Source organism: Streptomyces sp. NPDC047974 (genome assembly GCF_040653375.1).
In the GTDB taxonomy this organism is placed as follows: Bacteria; Actinomycetota; Actinomycetes; order Streptomycetales; family Streptomycetaceae; genus Streptomyces.
On record NZ_JBEZNU010000032.1, the window covers coordinates 17,575 to 34,506 of the forward strand.

Here is a 16,932-nt window from a genome sequence, read left to right on the forward strand (position 1 = left end):
CATTCGCCCGGCTCTCCCCGTCCACCGTCCGTACACGTCCACCCATTGGAGTCGCATGTCCGTGCCACGACCGCAACGGTCGCCCTTACGCCTGGACGCCGCCACCGAGGCGTTCCTCACGGAGAACCACGTGGGCACCCTCACCACCGTCCGCGGGGACGGCTCCCCCCACGCCGCGCCCGTGCGGTTCACCTGGGACGCCACGGCGGGCCTGGTGCGGGTCATGACCGTCGTCACCCGCCAGAAGGTGCGCAACCTCTCGGCGGACGGCGCCCGGGCCGCCATCTGCCAGGTGGCCGGAATGCGCTGGATCACGCTGGAGGGGGCGGCGGCGGTCTCCACCGACCCCGAGCGGCTCCAGGAAGGCGTCCGCCGCTACACCCGGCGCTACTGGTCGCCGCCCCCGCAGCCACCGGGCCTCGCCGTGATCGAGATCGCCGTCGATCGCGTGCTCGGCCTCGGCTGACAGACCCCAGAGGGTGCCGGAGTTCCCCGCCGGCACCCTCTCGCGCGTTCCGCGCGCCCCCTCCCGCCAGATCCCTGACGAACTTGTCAGAGTCCTGTATCTGCGGCCGTTCAGCTTCCGTCGCCACCCCGGAATACTGAGGGAAAAGCCTGCGGGAGAGGGAATATGGACGCGTACAACGCCGATGTGATCATTGCCGGCACGGGCCCTTCGGGCCTCATGCTCGCCGGAGAGCTCCGACTCCAGGGAATTTCCGTCATCGCGGTCGACCGGCTTGAGGAGCCGATGCAGCAGTCCCGTGCACTGGGATTCTCGGCCCGCACTCTCGAAGAATTCAGCCAGCGCGGTCTCCTCGGTGAATTCGGCGCGATGGAGTCCATGCCCGGCGGGCACTTCGGAGGACTTCCCCTCGACTACACCATCGTCGAGGGCGGCAACTTCGGCGTCCGCGGCGTTCCGCAGTCCCGGACCGAGGCCATCCTCGCCAAGTGGGCCGTCGGCCTCGGCGCCGAGATCCGCCGCGGCCAGGAGGTCGTCGGACTGACCCAGGACGAGGACGGCGTCAGCGTCGAGGTCTCCGGCCCCGAGGGCACCGCGACGCTCCGCGGCCGCTACCTGGTGGGCTGTGACGGCGCCCGCTCCACCGTGCGCAAGCTGACCGGCATCGACTTCCCCGGCTACGACCCCACCATCGAGATGCAGATGGCGGACGTGGCCGGCGTCCCGGTGCGCCTGCGCCCGACCGGCGAGATCAGCGAGGCCGGCATGGTCGTCGTGCTCCCGCTCGGCCCCCACGCCACCCGCGTCGTCGTCTTCGAGCGCGGCGCCGGCGTCCGCCCCAGCCAGGAGCCGCCCACCTTCGAGGAGGTCGCCGCCTCCTTCCAGCGCGTCACCGGCGAGGACATCAGCGCCGCCAAGCCGCTCTGGACCAGCTACTTCACCGACTCCAGCCGCCAGGCCGCCGAGTACCGCAAGGGCCGCGTCTTCCTGGCCGGCGACGCCGCCCACATCCACATGCCGATCGGCGCCCAGGGCATCAGCGCCGGCGTCGGCGACGTGATCAACCTCGGCTGGAAGCTCGCCGCCGAGATCAAGGGCCACGCCCCCGAGGGCCTGCTCGACACGTACCACGCCGAGCGCCACCCGGTCGGTGCCCGCGTCATCACCAACACCCTGGCGCAGCGCACCCTCTACCTCGGCGGCCCCGAGGCCCAGCCGCTGCGCGACCTCTTCGGCGAGCTCGTGCGCATCGAGGCGGTCCGCCACCACCTCGTCGGCCTCGTCACCGGTCTCGACATCACCTACGGCGCCGCCCCCGGCGGCCACCCGCTCCTCGGCCGCCGTCTGCCGGAGCAGGCCCTGGTGGTCGACGAGGCCGAGACGACCACCCACGAGCTGCTGCACACCGGCCGTCCGGTGCTGCTCGACATGTTCGACGACGCCGCGCTGCGCGAGGCGGCCGCTCCGTGGGCGGACCGGGTCGACATCGTCACCGCCCGCCGTCCGGAGGCCGGCGCGCCCGCCGCGAACCTCCTGGTGCGCCCCGACGGCTACATCACCTGGGCGAGCCCCGCGGGCTCCGTCGAGGGGCTGACCGGCGCCCTCGCGCAGTGGTTCGGCGAGCCCCGCTCCTGAACGCGGTCCCAGGACACCCGAGCAACCCGGAAAAGGAGAGTGCCGTCTTGCCCAGCAAGACCGAGAAGCAGAACGCGGCCCCCGGGGCCGGTGAGTGGACCGAGACCGACGTCCTGATCCTCGGATCGGGCCTCGCCGGCTCGATCATGGGCTCGATCCTGGCGCGGCAGGGGGTCGACGTCACCCTGATCGACGCGGGCCAGCACCCCCGGTTCGCCGTCGGCGAGTCGCAGAACCCGCAGCTCGTCGAGTGGCTGCACATCCTGGCCGTCCGCTACGACGTGCCCGAGATCAAGCACATGCTCGACGTCAAGGCGATCACCGAGCACATGGGGCCGCACCACGGCCGCAAGCAGAGCTTCGGCTTCGTGACGCACCGCGAGAACCGCGAGCCGGATCCGCGGGAGGCGACCATGTTCGTCATCCCCAAGATGCTCACCGAGGCCGTCCACCTGTACCGCCAGGACACGGACTCGTACTACCTGAACGTCGCCGCCACGTACGGATGCACCATCCGGCAGAACTGGTGGGCGGCCGACATCGACTTCGACGACGACGGCGTCACGGTCACGGGCAAGAGCGGCGAGGTCTTCCGGGCCAAGTACCTGATCGACGCGAGCGGCTTCCGCTCCCCGCTGGCCCAGAAGTTCGACCTGCGGGAGAGCCCGTCCCGGCTCAAGCACCACGCCCGCTCGATGTTCACCCACTACGTGGGCATCAAGCCGTACGACGACGTGTGCAACTACCCCGAGGCGCTCCGGCCGCCGGCCGAGTCCCCCTTCCACGGCGGGACGCTGCACCACCTCATCGACCGCGGATGGTTCTGGATCATCCCCTTCGACAACTACAAGGACTCCAAGAACCCGGTCTGCAGCGTCGGCCTGACGCTCGACGAGCGGCTCTACCCGAAGCCGGCGGACATGACGCCGGAGCAGGAGTTCCAGCACTACCTCGACAAGTTCCCGGCCGTGAAGCGGCAGTTCGAGGGCGCCAGCCGGATCCGCGAGTGGGTCAACACCGCCGACCGCATCCAGTACTCCTCCAAGAAGACCGTCGGCGACCGCTGGTGCCTGATGTCGCACGCCGCCGGCTTCGTCGACCCGCTGTACTCGCGCGGCCTGTCCAACACCTTCGAGGTCGTGGACGCGCTCGCCTGGCGGCTCCTCGACGCCCTGCGCGACAACGAGTTCTCCGCGGAGCGCTTCGAGTACGTCGAGCGCCTGGAGCAGGGGCTCCTCGACCACAACGACAAGATCGTCAACAGCTCGTACATCGCGTTCAAGCACTTCCGGCTGTGGAACGCGGTCTTCCGGGTCTGGGCCTGCTTCACCACGCCCGCGACGATGCGCCAGATCAGGGCGCGCCAGAACTTCGAGATCGACGGCGACGACCGTCACTTCAAGGAGATGGAGAACTCCCCCTACACGGGCCTGTGGTGGCCGGACAGCCACGCCTTCAAGCACCTCTTCGAGCTCACGAACACCACCTGTGAGCGGTACGAGGCGGGGGAGATCGACGGCGACAAGGCCGCGGACATCGTCTTCGAGGCGATCCGCGAGTGCGAGTCCGTCAACACCCCCTTCGGCTGGAAGGACCCGGAGGACCACCGCTTCTACCGGGCGACCACCCCCACCATGATGAAGTTCATGTGGTGGGCGAACACGACCGGCCCCAAGGAGATGCGCGATCTCGGGCGCTCGTTCCTGGCCGGCGCCGTCAAGCAGGGCCTGCGCGGCCGCAAGGTCTCCTGAGCACGGCCGACCTGTCACCTCACACGAACGGACATCTGGACTCCACATGATCAGCCGTAGAAAAGTCCTGGGCACGGCCGTCGGCGGACTGGGCGCCGCAGCCGTCCTGACGCAGGTCCCGCCGGTGGCGGGGATCGCCGAGGCCGCCGTGGCGGGCACCGACGCCACCTGGGGAACGCTCGCCGCGATGATGGACGGCGACCTGGTGCTGCCGACCCACGCCGAGTACCCGGTCGCCAAGCAGCTCGAACTGGCCCAGTACGACGTGATCAACCCCAAGGCCATCGCGTACTGCGTCAACGAGTCCGACGTGGCCGCGGCCCTCGAGTACGCGAAGTACAAGCGCCTGCCGTTCGCCGTCCGCAGCGGTGGCCACAACTACGCCGGCGTCTCCACCTCCACCGGTCTCGTCATCGACGTCTCCCGGATGGACTCCATATCCGTGGGCGCGAGCACCGTCACGATCGGCCCCGGCGCCCTCAACGTCGACGTGCTCAACACCCTGGCCGACCAGGGGTACGCGCTCAGCAGCGGCGGCTGTCCCACGGTCGCGGCCGGCGGCTTCCTCCAGGGCGGCGGCCTCAGCTTCATGACCCGCTCCCTGGGCGTGGGCTGCGACTCCGTGCGCTCCGCCCGGGTGGTGCTGGCCGACGGCCGGACCGTCACCGCCTCGGAGACGGAGAACTGCGACCTGTTCTGGGCGATCCGGGGCGGTGGCGGCGGCAACTTCGGCATCGTCACCTCGTACACGCTCAAGCACCACGTCGTCGGCGACCTGCTGGTGTCGTACCTCTTCTTCCCGTACGAGCGCTCCGCCGAGGTGCTCGACGCCTCCACCCGCTGGCTGGTCAACGCCCCGCGCTCCATCACCGGCGGCACCTACATCACGCTGCCGGACGCCGCGCCGGGCAACGTGCCCACCACCACCGTCACCCTGGTCTCGCGGGGCACCTCCGCCGAGCTGGCCGCCGAGACCTCGCGGCTGCTCGCGATGACCGGCCAGCCGGTCGGCCGGCACGACATGACGGTCTCCTACCGCGACCTGATGATGAACATCTTCGGCTGCGGCAGCCTGAGCCAGGACGCCTGCCGCCGCTCCGAGAAGTCCACCACCGGCCAGCTGGCCCGCAACGCCTACGGCGTGGAGCGGATGCGCATGGTCACCGACCCGCTCCCGGCCAGCGGCTGGGCCGAGGTCATGGCCGCCTTCGACGGACAGCGTTCCGCCGGCCAGATGCGCACGCTGGAGATCCACTGGTTCGGCGGCGCCGCCAACGACATCGCGGCCAGCGCCACCGCCTACCCGCACCGCGACACGCTCTACTGCATCAGCTACCGCTCGACCATCGCCAACGCGACCGTCGCGACCACGGCGAACAAGGCCAACGCCCAGAGCTGGGCCGACACGGCCTTCCACACGATCGACCCGTACTCCAACGGCGGGACGTACGTGAACTACATGGACCCGGCGCTGACGGACTGGAAGCAGTCCTACTACGGCGACAACTACGCCCGCCTGGTCACGGTCAAGAAGAAGTACGACCCGTACCGCCTCTTCACCTTCCCCCAGTCGGTCGGCGCGGTCTGACCGCCGTCCCGGCGGCGCCGGCTCCCTCCGGGGGCCGGCGCCCCGGGTGCCCGCTTCCACAGAATCCCAACGAAAGGCCGTGACCGAAGTGCAGTCCGCCACCGCCCAGATCCCCCCCTCCGCCCGGGTCCTCCAGCTCGCGATGTCGAGCTGGGTCGCCGCCGCCGTCAGCGCGGTCGCCGAGCTCGGCGTGGCCGACGTCCTCGGCCAGGGGCCCAGCGACGTCGACCGGCTGGCGAAGGAACTCGACGTCGACACCACCAACCTGTACCGGCTGCTGCGCGCCGCGGCCGACCTCGGCCTCTTCGAGGAGACCGAGGGCCGGGTGTTCGCCCTCACCGAGGTCGGCAACGCCCTGCGCAGCGACGCCCCCGACTCGATGCGCAACTTCGCCCGCTGGGTGAACACCGCGGCGGAGCGCTCCACCTGGACCGGCCTCGCCGACTCGGTCCGGACGGGCCGCTCCGTCTTCGAGTCGGTGCACGGCAAGCCGGTCTGGGAGTACATGCTGGAGCACCCCGAGGTCAACGCGCTGTTCGACCGGGCGATGACGGACACCTCGTCCCAGGTGACCGCCCCCGCCGTGGCGTCGTACGACTTCAGCGGCTTCCGCAAGGTCGTCGACGTCGGCGGCGGCCACGGCCAGTTCCTCGCGGCGATCCTGGCGGCCAACCCGGGTGTCCGCGGTGTGCTGTTCGACCAGCCCGAGGTCGTCGCGGGCGCCGGCGAGGAGTTCGACAAGGCCGGCGTGCGCGACCGCGTCGAGGTGGCGGGCGGCGACTTCCTCGCCTCGGTCCCCGAGGGCGGCGACGCCTACGTGGTCGTGAACGTCCTGCACAACTGGGAGGACGACAAGGCGGAGCTCATCCTCGGCGGGATCCGCAAGGCGATGACGGACGACGCCCGGGTGCTGCTCGTCGAGGCCGTGATGCCGCCGGACGGCGCCGAGGCGCTGACCGTGAAGCTGATGGACCTCAACATGATGGCGCACGCGGACGGCGTCCAGCGCAGCGAGGCCCAGTACGCCGAGCTCTTCGCCCGCGTCGGTCTGAAGCTGTCCCGCGTCCTGCCCGGCGGGGGACTGTGCAGCATCGTCGAGGCCGTGCGGGCCTGACGGCGGTCCGGGCGGCGGGCCCGGGCCACCGGGCCGGCGTCAGGCCGGCCCGGAGCCCGGAGCCGCCGCCGGAGGCTCAGGGGCGACGCCCGTACCAGCCCACGAGCCGGTCGATGGCGGGAGCGTCGTCGGGAACCTCGACGACGGGACCGAACGGCACGTGCCCGCCGCGGGGTTCGGCGGGGACGGCCTGCTTCATGACGGCGAGCGGGGCGGCGAGCATCGCGGGGTCCCACTCGGGGCTCTGGCCGGTGCCCTTGGCCACGTCCCAGGCGTGCAGCACGAACTCGTTGGTGTAGATCACCGCCGCGACCGCGCCGGGGACGGGGCCCCAGGGCAGCCCGATCTCGCGGCCGAGCACGGCGTCGTCGGTCCACACCGCGTCGAACTCCTTGCGGGAGACGGCCAGGGCCTCGGCCCAGTCGCCGTCGGCGACGTCCTCGGCGAGGTGCGGAACGCTCATGAACGAGCCGCCCGTGCCCATGACGGTCAGCCGGCGCAGGACCGAGACGAGGTGGTTGGCCATGGCGCGGACCGTGAACTCGGGACACGGGGTGACGGTGTCGTACTGCTCGGGGCGGATCGCCGCGAGCGTGTCGCCGACCAGGTCGAGGGCCTTGAAGAGGCCCAGGCGCGGGTCGTCGGCGGCCATGGAGGAAGAGGCGGAGGTGACGGAAGAAGAAGTCATGACCGTCATCTTTACCGCAAAACAGGTCATCTTGTGGCCTCTTACCGAAAAAGATGTGAAATGAAGGCGGATCGACTGGTGGCGACGCTCCTGCTCCTCCAGGAGCGGGGACAGGTCACGGCGCGCGAGGTGGCGCGGGAACTGGAGGTCTCCGAGCGCACGGCGCGACGCGACCTGGAGGCGCTGGCCTCGTCCGGGGTCCCCGTCTACTCCCAGCGCGGCCGGGGCGGCGGATGGCAGCTCGTCGGCGGGGCCCGTACCGACCTGACGGGCCTGACGGCCGGCGAGACCGAAGCGCTCTTCGCGGCCGCCGCGCAGGCCCCGTCCTCGCCCGAGCTCCGCTCCGCCCTCCGCAAGCTCACGCGGGCGCTGCCCGCGCCGATGCGACCGGTCGCCGTGGCCGCCTCGCGGTCCGTCAGGCCGGAGCCGCGCGACCGCGCGCGGACCCACGAACTTCCCGAGGCGCGGGAGACCCTCGCGCGCTTCGGGGTCTCACTCGCCGCCGCGTACGGCGGGGACCGAGGGGTGAGTCACTTTCCTCTAGGTACCTACTATTCCGAGGATGCTAGCGTCCGGAACGTGACGGCCAGGAGCACTGTCCGACCCGTTCGGCGCGGTCTCCCGGCAGCGGCGAACTCACCCCAACCACACTGATATAGGGAGCTGTTCATGATTGTTGTCACCGGTGCCACCGGCAACATCGGCCGCCCGCTGGTCGCGGCCCTGGCCGAGGCCGGCGAGGACGTCGTCGCGGTGTCGCGCAACGCCCAGCCCGCCGGCCTCCCGGACGGCGTCCGCGCCGTCCAGGCCTCGCTCGGCGACTTCGCGAGCATGAAGCCGGTCCTCGAAGGGGCCGACGCCTTCTTCATCCTGCTGGCCGGCGAGCAGAACGGCCCCGGCGAGCCGGCGGCGAACCTGCTGGACATCGCGAAGGGCGCCGGCGTCAAGCGCGTCGTCCTCGTCTCCTCCCAGCTCGCCGGCACCCGCTCGGACACCCCGTCGCACAACCGCCTGCGCGAGTTCGAGGCCGCCGTGCGCGAGTCGGGCCTGGAGTACACCATCCTGCAGCCGGGCGGCTTCGCCTCCAACGCCTTCGCGTGGGCCGAGTCGGTGCGCACCAGCCGCCAGGTCTTCCACCCCTTCGGCGACATCGCGCTGCCCGTCGTCGACCCGGCGGACATCGCCGACGTCGCCGCGGTCGCCCTCCGCGAGGACGGCCACAACGGCCGCACCTACGTGCTGACCGGCCCCGAGTCGGTCGGCCCGCGCCGCCAGGTCGCCATGCTCTCCGAGGTCCTCGGCGAGGAGGTGACCTACGTGGAGCTGACCCGCGAGCAGGCCACCGAGGTCATGTCCCAGTTCATGCCGCCGGCCGTCGTCAAGGGCACCCTCGACGTCCTCGGCGAGCCGCTCCCCGTCGAGCAGGAGGTCAGCCTCGACGTGGAGAAGGTCCTCGGCCGCCCGGCCCGTTCCTTCGGCGACTGGGTCGCCCGCACGATCCCGGCCTTCAAGTAAGGGATTCCGGCAGGACCGGACACGGAGCCGCCACCGGGCATCCGCCGCGATCGACCCCCCGCGGCGGGCGGATGCCCGGTGGCCGTCGGACAGGCCCGCACCACGGACGTTCCGCCGTGCGGGCCTCCGCCGCGCCGCCGCAGGTCGGAGCCCGTTCGCGACCGGGGTTGGACGGCTCCTCAAGCGGCCTGTGACAGGCTGGCCGTCCGGATGAAGGGGTGGACGATGCGTTGGGACAGCGTGTACGTCGGTGCTGCCACGGTCCGGCTCGGACGACGTGAGCCCATTCGCCCCGCGGTGACCGCCGGGCGCTACAGCCTCCGGACCTGGCGCCGCGACGGGTACGACGCCGTGTGCGTCGCCGAGCGCGAGAGCGCCGAGCAGCTCACCCACTCCGCCGCCTCGCACGCCGTGCGCACCTCCGGCCGCGCCGGCCGCGAGCTCGACCTCGTCGTCCACGCCCAGTCCACCCGGTGCGGCTCGCTCCAGGGCGCCGCCGGGGCGCGGGTCCAGGAGGAGGTGGCCGGACACCGGGCCACCACCCTGGAGGTCGTACGGTCCGCCGGGGGCGGAGTGCTGGCCCTGCACACGGCCGCCTCGTACCTCGACGCGCTCGACGGCGACGGCGTCGCGCTGGTCGCCACCACCGACGCCGGGGGCGCCGCCGGCTGCGACCGCTACCGCCACACCAGCGGCGCGGTCCTCGGCGACGGCTCCACCGGGCTCGTCCTCACCCGCACCGGGGGAGTGGCCCGGGTGCTCTCCACCGTGGTCCTCGGCGAACCGCCCGAGGGCACGCTGTTCCGCGCCGACCTCGCCTGGCGCGAGGCGCCCTCCGCCACCGACTGCCGCCACCGCGCCGACGAAGGACCGGGCGCCGCGTCCCTCCTCGCCACGCGCGAGCGGGACGCCGTCCGCACCGCCGTCGCCGAGGCCGGACACACCCTGGACGACGTCGCGCGCTTCGTCTTCTCCAACGTCGGCCGGGACTCCGCGGTGTGGCGGTGGCGCACCGCCGACGGGATCGACGAGAGCCGCACCACCTGGGGCTGGGGGCGGCAGGTGGGACACCTCGGCGCCGGCGACCAGATCGCCGGACTCGCCCACCTCCTGGAGACCGGCGCGGTACGGCCCGGGGACCTCGTGGCGCTCGTCGGCGGCTGCTCGCGCACCGTCGGCTGCGCCGTGGTGGAGATCCTCCGCTAGCGACCCCCGTCCACGGCGCCGCGGGGTTCTCGGAACATCGGTACGGACGAGGCCGCTCCGACCAGGGAGCCGGCCCAGGCATCGACAGGGGAGAGACATCGTGAGTGGTGAGTGGTTCCGGCGTTTCGACGCGATACGCGCGAGCGGTCCGCGGCTGTTCTGCTTTCCGCACGCCGGCGGCGCGGCCAGCGCCTACGTGGGCCTGGCCCGCGAGCTGAACCCGGCGTTCGACGTGGTGGCCGTGCAGTACCCGGGCCGGCAGGACCGGCGTCTGGAGGAGCCGATCGACGACATCGGACGCCTCGCGGACGCCGTCGCCCGGGAGATCGTCACGCACCTGGACCGGCCGTACGCCTTCTTCGGGCACAGCATGGGCGCCGTCATCGCCTACGAGACGGCCCGCCGCCTCGCCGGCCAGGACCTCCCGGCCCCGGTGCGGCTCTTCCTGTCGGGCCGCGGCGCGCCGACGCCGTTCCGCAACCCGCTGGACCGCATGGACGACGACGAGGCGGTGATCGCCGCGATCCGCCGGCTCGGCGGCACCGGCAGCCAGGTCCTGGAGGACCCGGAGATCATGGCCATGGTGATGCCCAGCCTGCGCGCCGACTACCGCGCCATCGGCTCCTACGCCTGGACCGAGGGCCCGCGGCTCTCCATGCCGTTCACCGTCCTCGTCGGCGACAGCGATCCGGTGGTCACCACGGACCGGGCCGCCGCCTGGCGCGAGCACACCGAGGCCAGGACGGACGTCCGGATCTTCCCCGGCGGGCATTTCTACCTCGACGGCCGGCAGGCCGATGTCGCCCGCGTCGTCCATTCCGCGCTCACCGCGGGTTCCGTGACCGTGCCCACCGCCGGGAAATGAGCGGCCGATGACCGCGGCATGACCCGGCGGGAGAAAAGCGAGAGGCCTTCCGGTTCCAGGCCGTGGATAGGGTCGCCGCAACGCTTCGTGGTCGACGTGGTCGACGTGGCCGGAAAGAGGGCGGCATGAATTCCAAGACACAGCAACCCGAGTTGGCGGAGCCGTACATTCTCGGTTTTCTCAGCTCCGTGGGACTCGACGTCGCGTACAAGCGGGCCTCGGGAAACACCCTGTACTACGAGGGCCCGGACGGCCGTGAGGTCGAGGTGTTCGACGCGGCGGGCGGTTACGGCTCGCTGTTCTTCGGGCACAACAACCCGGAGATCGTCGCGCACGCCAAGGAACTGCTCGACTGGGGGACCCCGGTGCTCGCGCAGTTCTCCCGGCACCCGGACGCGGACGCCGTCGCCAACCAGCTCAACCGCGTCCTCCAGCGCGAACTGGGCACCGACGAGCCGTACTTCGCCATCTTCGGCAACAGCGGCGCCGAGGCCATCGAGGCGGCCGTCAAGCACGCCGAGCTCGACCGTGTGATGCGCGTCGGCGAGCTCACCGAGAGCGTCGCCGCGCAGCTGGCGGAGGCGCGGGCCGCGGTCCTCACCGGTGAGGCCGTGGTGGCCGCCGAGGCCTTCCGCGACCTCGGCGTGCCGGCCGCCGCCGGCGCCACCGGCTTCGAGGCCCTCGCCGCCGAGGCGGAGCGCCGCAACGCCGAGGCGGCGGGCCGGGCCCCGGTCTTCCTCACGCTGGAGGGCTCGTTCCACGGCAAGCTCGTGGGCAGCGTCCAGCTCACCCACAACCCGGGCTACCGGACGCCGTTCACCGCCCTCGCCGCGCAGGCCCGCTTCGTGCCGCGCGAGGACGCCGAGGCGCTCCGCCGGACCCTCGCCGAGGAGCGGACCGTCCTGCACGGCCTCGCGGTGCGCGGCGGCCAGGTCGTCGTCGTGGAGCACGCCTTCCCGAGCGTGGCGGCGCTGCTCCTCGAACCCATCCAGGGCGAGGGCGGCATCGTCCCGCTCTCGGAGGCCTTCGTGGCCGAGATCCAGCGGGAGTGCGCGGCGGCGGGCGTCCCCATCGTCGTCGACGAGATCCAGAGCGGCGTCGGCCGGACCGGGCGGATGCTGGCCAGCTCGGCGATCGGGCTGCACGCCGACTACTACGTCCTGGCCAAGAGCCTGGGCGGCGGCCTGGCGAAGACCTCGGTCATGCTGACCCGGCAGAGCCGCTACCGGCACGAGTTCGAGCTCGTGCACAGCTCGACCTTCGCCAAGGACGGCTTCTCCACGCGCATCGCCCTCAAGGTGCTGCAGATGCTGGAGGCCGACGGCGGCCGGGCCTACCGGCTCGCCGAGGAGCGGGGCGCCCGGCTCGCCGAGGCGCTCGGCAAGGTGCAGGCCGACTTCCCCGAGGTGGTCAAGGACGTGCGGGGCCGCGGCCTGATGCAGGGCCTGGAGTTCCACGAGCAGTCCGGTTCGGCGTCCGAGGTGATCGCCGAGGGGGCCCGCTCGGGGCTGCTCGGCTACCACCTCGCCGGATTCCTGCTGCGCGAGCACCGGGTGCGCACCTTCCCCACCGCGAGCGCCGGCAACACCCTCAGGTTCGCGCCGTCCGTGCTGGTCACGGACGCGGAGATCGCCCAGCTGGAGGCCGGCCTCCGGGCCGTCGCCGAGGTGCTGAGGGACGCGGACGAGGCCCGGCTGACCGGTCGCTGACCGGTCCCGCGGACGGCGTGGGGCCGCGGGCGGCGAGCCCGCGGCCCCACGAGGAGTCCCGAGTCCCGAGGAACCGTCAGCCCGCGAGGGGCTCGGGGGACTTCGCCCCGGCCGGGAGCTCCGGCAGGGGGGTGGCGAGCCGCAGCAGTTCGCGCACCTGGCGGCGGCGGTCGGCCGGCGGGTGGCAGGCCGCGCCCTGGAGCGTGCGGTGCAGCAGCCCGCCGTTCCGCTTGTCCATCCCGGCCGCCGGCTCGGTGACCAGCAGGTCGAGCAGCCGGTCCACCGCGGTGTCGGACAGCGGCGACAGGGTGAGGGTGGTGGTGTGCGGGGCGGCCGCGCCCCACACCGGGCGGCGCTCGCGCAGCTCGGGGCGCGCCGCCGCGACCACCACCAGCGGCACCGGGCCGGCCGCCTCGGGAAGCCGCTCCACGCAGTCGAGGAGGAGGTCGTCGGCCAGGTGCAGGTCGTCGACGGCGATCACCACGGGCCGCACCCGCGCGGCCCGCACGAGTAAGGACCGCCAGGCGTCCAGGACTTCGACCGTACGCCCGACGCCGCCGGCTCCCCGCTCGCCGCCCGCCCCGGCGTCCCCGAGGGTGACGAGCGGCAGCAGGAGCGACAGCGCGCGCTCGCCGTCGGCGTCCGACGGCGGCCCGGGCGGCAGCTCCCGCAGCGGCCGGGCGAGCTTGCCGCGCACCTTCTCCGGCGGGTCGCCGGGAAGGATCCCGCAGTACGCGCGCAGCAGCTCGGCCGGCACGGCGAGCGGGCCCGCGCCGGCCGCGTCCGGTGCGGGGGTCGTCGCGGCGAGGAACTGCGCCAGGTCCGGGCGGCCCGCCACCCGGCGGCCCAGCTCCATCACGAGCCTGGTCTTGCCCACCCCGTCGGCGCCGACCATGGTCACGAGGTGCGGCGCGGCACGGTGCTCGGCGAGCTCCACCAGGCCGCTCAGAAGCTCCAGCTCGTACTCCCGGTCGACGATCGGGAGGGTGTGGAGGCCGGGCCGGTCGCGGCGCGGGCCCGTGAGCTTCCACCCGGTGCCCGGACCGTCCGTGGGGAGATAGGAGAAGGCGGCCTCGGTCGCGCTGTGCACACCGGCGCTGGCGTGGATCTCGCCCGCGGGGATCCCCGCGAGGAGCGTGTGCGCGCCGTCCAGGAGCCGGCCGCTCACCTGGGGCGGAGTGTTCTCGTCGTCCGGGCAGAAGTGGACGAGGACCTCACCGGTGTCGATGGCGGCCCGGAACTCGACGAGCCCGGTGTGCGCGAGCCGGTCCCGCACGGCGAGGGCGGCCCGGACCGCCCGGGTCGTGTCGTCGCCGTGGCTGCGGCGCACGCCGAACAGGGCCAGGGACACCGAGCCGATGGTCGCCGCGAGGCTGCCGTTCAGCCGCTCCACCTCCTCGCGGACGGCGGCGGACGTCTCGGCGAGCGACCGGTCGACGACGTCGACGGGCGACTCCAGGGCCTCCGGGGTGGGTTCGGTGCGGATCAGGAGCACGCCGAGCCACCTCCGCTCGGCCGACACCGGGGTGCGGCCCGCCGCCGGGGCGGCCAGCTCACCGGTGCCGTACGCCGTCGCGCCCGACGGCGAGGCCGCGGGCGCGGTCCGGTCCGGGAGGCCCCGGGTCTGCGCGGGGATCAGGGGGTCGACCCCGGCACGGGGACGGTCGGCCGCGCCGGGGACGGCGATGGCCTCGGGCACCGGGGCGAGGAGGGGCGTGGCGGCGGAGAGGCCGGCCAGGGCCACCGGACGGGCAGCGGACCAGCCCATCGGCAGGGACTGCTGGGCGGACATGGGACTGCTCGGGAGGATGAGCTCCGGATCCTGGTTGAGAATGGCCTGGTGGAGCAGGCGCAGGTCGTGCCCGGGCTCCAGGCCCAGGTTCTCCACCAGCTCCGCCCGTACGCGCGCGTAGACACTGAGCGCGTCGGCCTGCCGGCCGCAGCGGTACAGGGCGAGCATCAGCTGGCCGCAGGCGCGTTCCCGCAGCGGCTCGGTCTCCACCAGGGTCTCCAGCTCGCCGAGGATCGCCTGGTGACGGCCCCGGGCCAGCTCGGCCTCGAAGTAGTCCTCCAGGGCGTCGAGGCGCGCGCCCTGCACGGCCGCGAGCTCGGGCCAGGACACCCCGCCCTCCACCAGGTCCGCGAGCACCGGGCCGCGCCACAGCGCGAGGGCGTCCTTCAACTGCTGGGCGGCCAGGTCGGGTTTGCCCGCGGCGAGCCGCGCCCGGCCCTCCTCGACCTGGGTGCGGAACCGGAACAGGTCGATCTGGTCGGTGCTGACGCGCAGCATGTAGCCGGGCTGCTGGGTGACGACCCACGGGGCGCTGGGGTCGCAGCTGGAGTTGTCCCCGTTGGCCGCCAGGACGCGGCGCAGGCCCCACACCGTGTTCTGGAGTATCTTGCGCGCCGAGTTGGGCGCCTCGTCCTCCGGCCACAGGGCCTTCAGGAGCTGACTGGTCGCCACCACCTTGTTGACGCGCAGCAGCAGGAACCCCAGTGTCGCCCGCTGCTTCGAACCCCCCAACGCCAACGACTGGTCGTCGGCCGTGATCTCCAATGGTCCCAGCATCCGAAACCGCATCAATTCCCCCGCGCGATCGTCGTCATGGACTGCATCGCTCGCAGCCCCCACCCGGGGGGCATGGCCGCATGGTCTCGACTCGACTCCGAGCCGGCCCTTGAGCATCGAGCCGCGCAACGGGAAGATGACGGCGACGCCCAGGGCCACGGGTCCAGTGCGACGGCATGCGGCCGACAGTGCCCCGCGCCCAGGGTCGCAGAGGTCTCTCGAAGGCCCGTAGAGGCCCCATGGAAGCCCCGTGGAAGCCGTGTTTGAGGTGTCCACCACCCGTTCGGACGGGTCCCAGGCGCAGGTCAGACGCCTGGATGAAAGCTCAAGTAGCTCTCCAGGGTGCCGTGTTTCCATGAGCACGTCCGGCCGACGGCGCAGGAGACGGCCGACCAGCGCGAGTGCTGGAAATACAAGGAGTAGAGAATGAGCAAGTACGCAGGCAAGAAGGCTCTCGTCACCGGCGGCAGCAACGGCATGGGCCTGGCCATCGCCAAGCACTTCGTCGACGGCGGCGGCGAGGTCATCGTCACCGGCCGCAGCGAGAAGAACCTCCAGGACGCCAAGAACACGCTGGGCGCCAAGGGCCACACCGTGGTCTCCGACACCGCCGTCCTCTCGGACATCGACGCCCTCGCGGGTGCCGTCAAGGACACGCTCGGCACGCTCGACTACGTGTTCATCAACGCCGGCATCTCGGAGCTCGGCCCGCTGGACCTGGTGACCGAGGAGTCCTACGACCGCCAGTTCAACATCAACACCAAGGGCGCGTTCTTCACCGTCAAGGCCCTGGCCCCGCTCATCAACGAGGGTGGCGCCATCGTCTTCACGACCTCGATCGCCGACGTCACCGGCACCCCGGGCATGGGCGTCTACTCGGCGTCGAAGGCCGCCCTGTGGTCCTTCGCCCAGGTGCTCGCCTCCGAGCTGCTCCCGCGCAACATCCGTGTGAACGCGGTCCAGCCGGGCTTCATCGACACCCCCACCGCCGGTGCCGCGGGCCTCTCCGCCGAGGAGCGCGCCGGCTTCCACGCGGTGGGCGACGCCATCACCCCGATGAAGCGCCACGGCTCGGTCGACGAGATCGCCTCCGCCGCGCTGTTCCTCGCCGCGGACGCCACCTTCACCACCGGTGTCAAGCTGCCGGTCGACGGTGGTCTGGCGCAGCACATCTCGGCCCCGCAGGAGGGCTGAGCGGTACCCACCGGGCACGTCTCGGCGAGCATCCCTCGCTGAGCGCGTCACGGTGGGAGCTCTTCGGTGAGCACCCAGGTCCGGCCCCCGCCACGGCGGGGGCCGGACCCTTTTCGCTGCCCGCGCTCAGTTGCCGAACGGGTGGTCGATGGCGAAGCGCCACTTGCCGTCCTCGCCGAGGCGCAGGACGTCGTTGCCGACGCCCTCGTGGTGCTCCTCGGTCCCGTCCGGGCCGGTGACGTCGATCGTCCAGTCGACGACCAGGAGCGCGGCGTCGCCCGCCACGTAGGCCGTGCGCAGCTTGGCGTTCATCGTCGGCTTGAGGGAGAGGAACTCGGCCAGCGCGTCCTTCCGCTCCTGACCCGTCTTCGGGTTGCCCGGCTCCCAGACCGTCACGGCGGCGTCGGTGTACAGCTGGTTGACCACATTCGGGTCACCGGAGTTGAACGCCTTCTGGTAGAGCTCCGTCATCTTGGTGGCGTCATCGGTGAGTTCAATTGCCATGGCGAATCCGGTCCCACTTTCATCTCGATCGGCGATGCTTTTCGGAAAAGCTAACCGACCCCGACTCACCCACCGCTCACCACAAGGTAACCGAACGCTCTCCGACGCGGATTCCACCGCCATGACCA

At 72.2% G+C, this 16,932-nt stretch carries 13 protein-coding genes and 1 pseudogene; 11 read left to right on the forward strand and 3 right to left on the reverse strand.

The window, feature by feature from the left end:
- Window positions 1–55: 55 nt before the first annotated feature.
- The 5 genes from AB0E19_RS32185 (at window position 56) to AB0E19_RS32205 (ending at window position 6,554) form a co-directional block, all read left to right on the forward strand.
- Window positions 56–466 carry a TIGR03618 family F420-dependent PPOX class oxidoreductase gene (locus AB0E19_RS32185; RefSeq protein WP_362186386.1) on the forward strand — a complete coding sequence of 137 codons (411 nt, stop codon included), beginning with the start codon at window positions 56–58 and terminating at the stop codon, window positions 464–466.
- A 165-nt stretch (window positions 467–631) separates the two neighbouring features.
- Window positions 632–2,101 carry an FAD-dependent monooxygenase gene (locus AB0E19_RS32190; RefSeq protein WP_362186389.1) on the forward strand — a complete coding sequence of 490 codons (1,470 nt, stop codon included), beginning with the start codon at window positions 632–634 and terminating at the stop codon, window positions 2,099–2,101.
- Window positions 2,102–2,148: 47 nt separating this feature from the next.
- Window positions 2,149–3,852 (forward strand): FAD-dependent monooxygenase, encoded by a 1,704-nt coding sequence (locus AB0E19_RS32195; RefSeq protein WP_362186392.1) that lies wholly within the window; start codon window positions 2,149–2,151, stop codon window positions 3,850–3,852.
- A gap of 46 nt (window positions 3,853–3,898) precedes the next feature.
- Window positions 3,899–5,440: an FAD-dependent oxidoreductase gene (locus AB0E19_RS32200; protein ID WP_362186395.1), complete on the forward strand. Its 1,542-nt coding sequence runs from the start codon at window positions 3,899–3,901 to the stop codon at window positions 5,438–5,440.
- A gap of 79 nt (window positions 5,441–5,519) precedes the next feature.
- Window positions 5,520–6,554 carry a methyltransferase gene (locus tag AB0E19_RS32205; RefSeq protein ID WP_362186398.1) on the forward strand — a complete coding sequence of 345 codons (1,035 nt, stop codon included), beginning with the start codon at window positions 5,520–5,522 and terminating at the stop codon, window positions 6,552–6,554.
- A 76-nt stretch (window positions 6,555–6,630) separates the two neighbouring features.
- Here the strand turns inward: AB0E19_RS32205 and AB0E19_RS32210 are convergent, their stop codons facing one another.
- Window positions 6,631–7,242 (reverse strand): TIGR03086 family metal-binding protein, encoded by a 612-nt coding sequence (locus tag AB0E19_RS32210; RefSeq protein ID WP_362186401.1) that lies wholly within the window; start codon window positions 7,240–7,242, stop codon window positions 6,631–6,633.
- Window positions 7,243–7,302: 60 nt separating this feature from the next.
- Between AB0E19_RS32210 and AB0E19_RS32215 the strand changes: the two are divergent.
- From AB0E19_RS32215 to AB0E19_RS32235, 5 genes and pseudogenes are all read left to right on the forward strand, one after another.
- Window positions 7,303–7,656 (forward strand): annotated as a pseudogene (locus tag AB0E19_RS32215) (HTH domain-containing protein); the annotation flags it as partial.
- A gap of 255 nt (window positions 7,657–7,911) precedes the next feature.
- Entirely contained in the window at window positions 7,912–8,757 is an 846-nt protein-coding gene (locus AB0E19_RS32220; RefSeq protein WP_362186404.1) for an NAD(P)H-binding protein, read from the forward strand.
- A gap of 225 nt (window positions 8,758–8,982) precedes the next feature.
- Window positions 8,983–9,963, forward strand: coding sequence for a 3-oxoacyl-[acyl-carrier-protein] synthase III C-terminal domain-containing protein (locus tag AB0E19_RS32225; RefSeq protein ID WP_362186407.1), 981 nt, complete (start codon window positions 8,983–8,985; stop codon window positions 9,961–9,963).
- A 100-nt stretch (window positions 9,964–10,063) separates the two neighbouring features.
- Entirely contained in the window at window positions 10,064–10,828 is a 765-nt protein-coding gene (locus AB0E19_RS32230) for an alpha/beta fold hydrolase (protein WP_362186410.1), read from the forward strand.
- Window positions 10,829–10,953: 125 nt separating this feature from the next.
- Complete coding sequence (locus AB0E19_RS32235) at window positions 10,954–12,537, forward strand: aminotransferase class III-fold pyridoxal phosphate-dependent enzyme (RefSeq protein WP_362186413.1); 1,584 nt, start codon at window positions 10,954–10,956, stop codon at window positions 12,535–12,537.
- Between the two features lie 76 nt (window positions 12,538–12,613).
- On the opposite strand, the gene AB0E19_RS32240 is transcribed toward AB0E19_RS32235, so the two are convergent.
- On the reverse strand, window positions 12,614–15,106 hold the full coding sequence (locus AB0E19_RS32240; protein WP_362186416.1) for a BTAD domain-containing putative transcriptional regulator: 2,493 nt from the start codon (window positions 15,104–15,106) through the stop codon (window positions 12,614–12,616).
- A gap of 426 nt (window positions 15,107–15,532) precedes the next feature.
- On the opposite strand from AB0E19_RS32240, the gene AB0E19_RS32245 reads away from it, so the two are divergent.
- Entirely contained in the window at window positions 15,533–16,300 is a 768-nt protein-coding gene (locus tag AB0E19_RS32245; protein ID WP_362186419.1) for an SDR family oxidoreductase, read from the forward strand.
- A gap of 126 nt (window positions 16,301–16,426) precedes the next feature.
- Here AB0E19_RS32245 and AB0E19_RS32250 read toward each other — a convergent pair whose 3' ends face one another.
- Window positions 16,427–16,804, reverse strand: coding sequence for an SgcJ/EcaC family oxidoreductase (locus AB0E19_RS32250; protein WP_362186422.1), 378 nt, complete (start codon window positions 16,802–16,804; stop codon window positions 16,427–16,429).
- Between the last annotated feature and the right edge of the window lie 128 nt (window positions 16,805–16,932).

Excerpts from the sequence above, each read along its gene's own strand:
- AB0E19_RS32185 (WP_362186386.1), top strand. The coding sequence starts at position 56 with ATGTCCGTGCCACGACCGCAACGGTCGCCCTTACGCCTGGACGCCGCC.
- AB0E19_RS32190 (WP_362186389.1), top strand. The coding sequence starts at position 632 with ATGGACGCGTACAACGCCGATGTGATCATTGCCGGCACGGGCCCTTCG.
- AB0E19_RS32200 (WP_362186395.1), top strand. The coding sequence starts at position 3,899 with ATGATCAGCCGTAGAAAAGTCCTGGGCACGGCCGTCGGCGGACTGGGC.
- AB0E19_RS32210 (WP_362186401.1), bottom strand. The coding sequence starts at position 7,242 with ATGACTTCTTCTTCCGTCACCTCCGCCTCTTCCTCCATGGCCGCCGAC.
- AB0E19_RS32220 (WP_362186404.1), top strand. The coding sequence starts at position 7,912 with ATGATTGTTGTCACCGGTGCCACCGGCAACATCGGCCGCCCGCTGGTC.
- AB0E19_RS32225 (WP_362186407.1), top strand. The coding sequence starts at position 8,983 with ATGCGTTGGGACAGCGTGTACGTCGGTGCTGCCACGGTCCGGCTCGGA.
- AB0E19_RS32235 (WP_362186413.1), top strand. The coding sequence starts at position 10,954 with ATGAATTCCAAGACACAGCAACCCGAGTTGGCGGAGCCGTACATTCTC.
- AB0E19_RS32240 (WP_362186416.1), bottom strand. The coding sequence starts at position 15,106 with ATGCTGGGACCATTGGAGATCACGGCCGACGACCAGTCGTTGGCGTTG.
- AB0E19_RS32245 (WP_362186419.1), top strand. The coding sequence starts at position 15,533 with ATGAGCAAGTACGCAGGCAAGAAGGCTCTCGTCACCGGCGGCAGCAAC.
- AB0E19_RS32250 (WP_362186422.1), bottom strand. The coding sequence starts at position 16,804 with ATGGCAATTGAACTCACCGATGACGCCACCAAGATGACGGAGCTCTAC.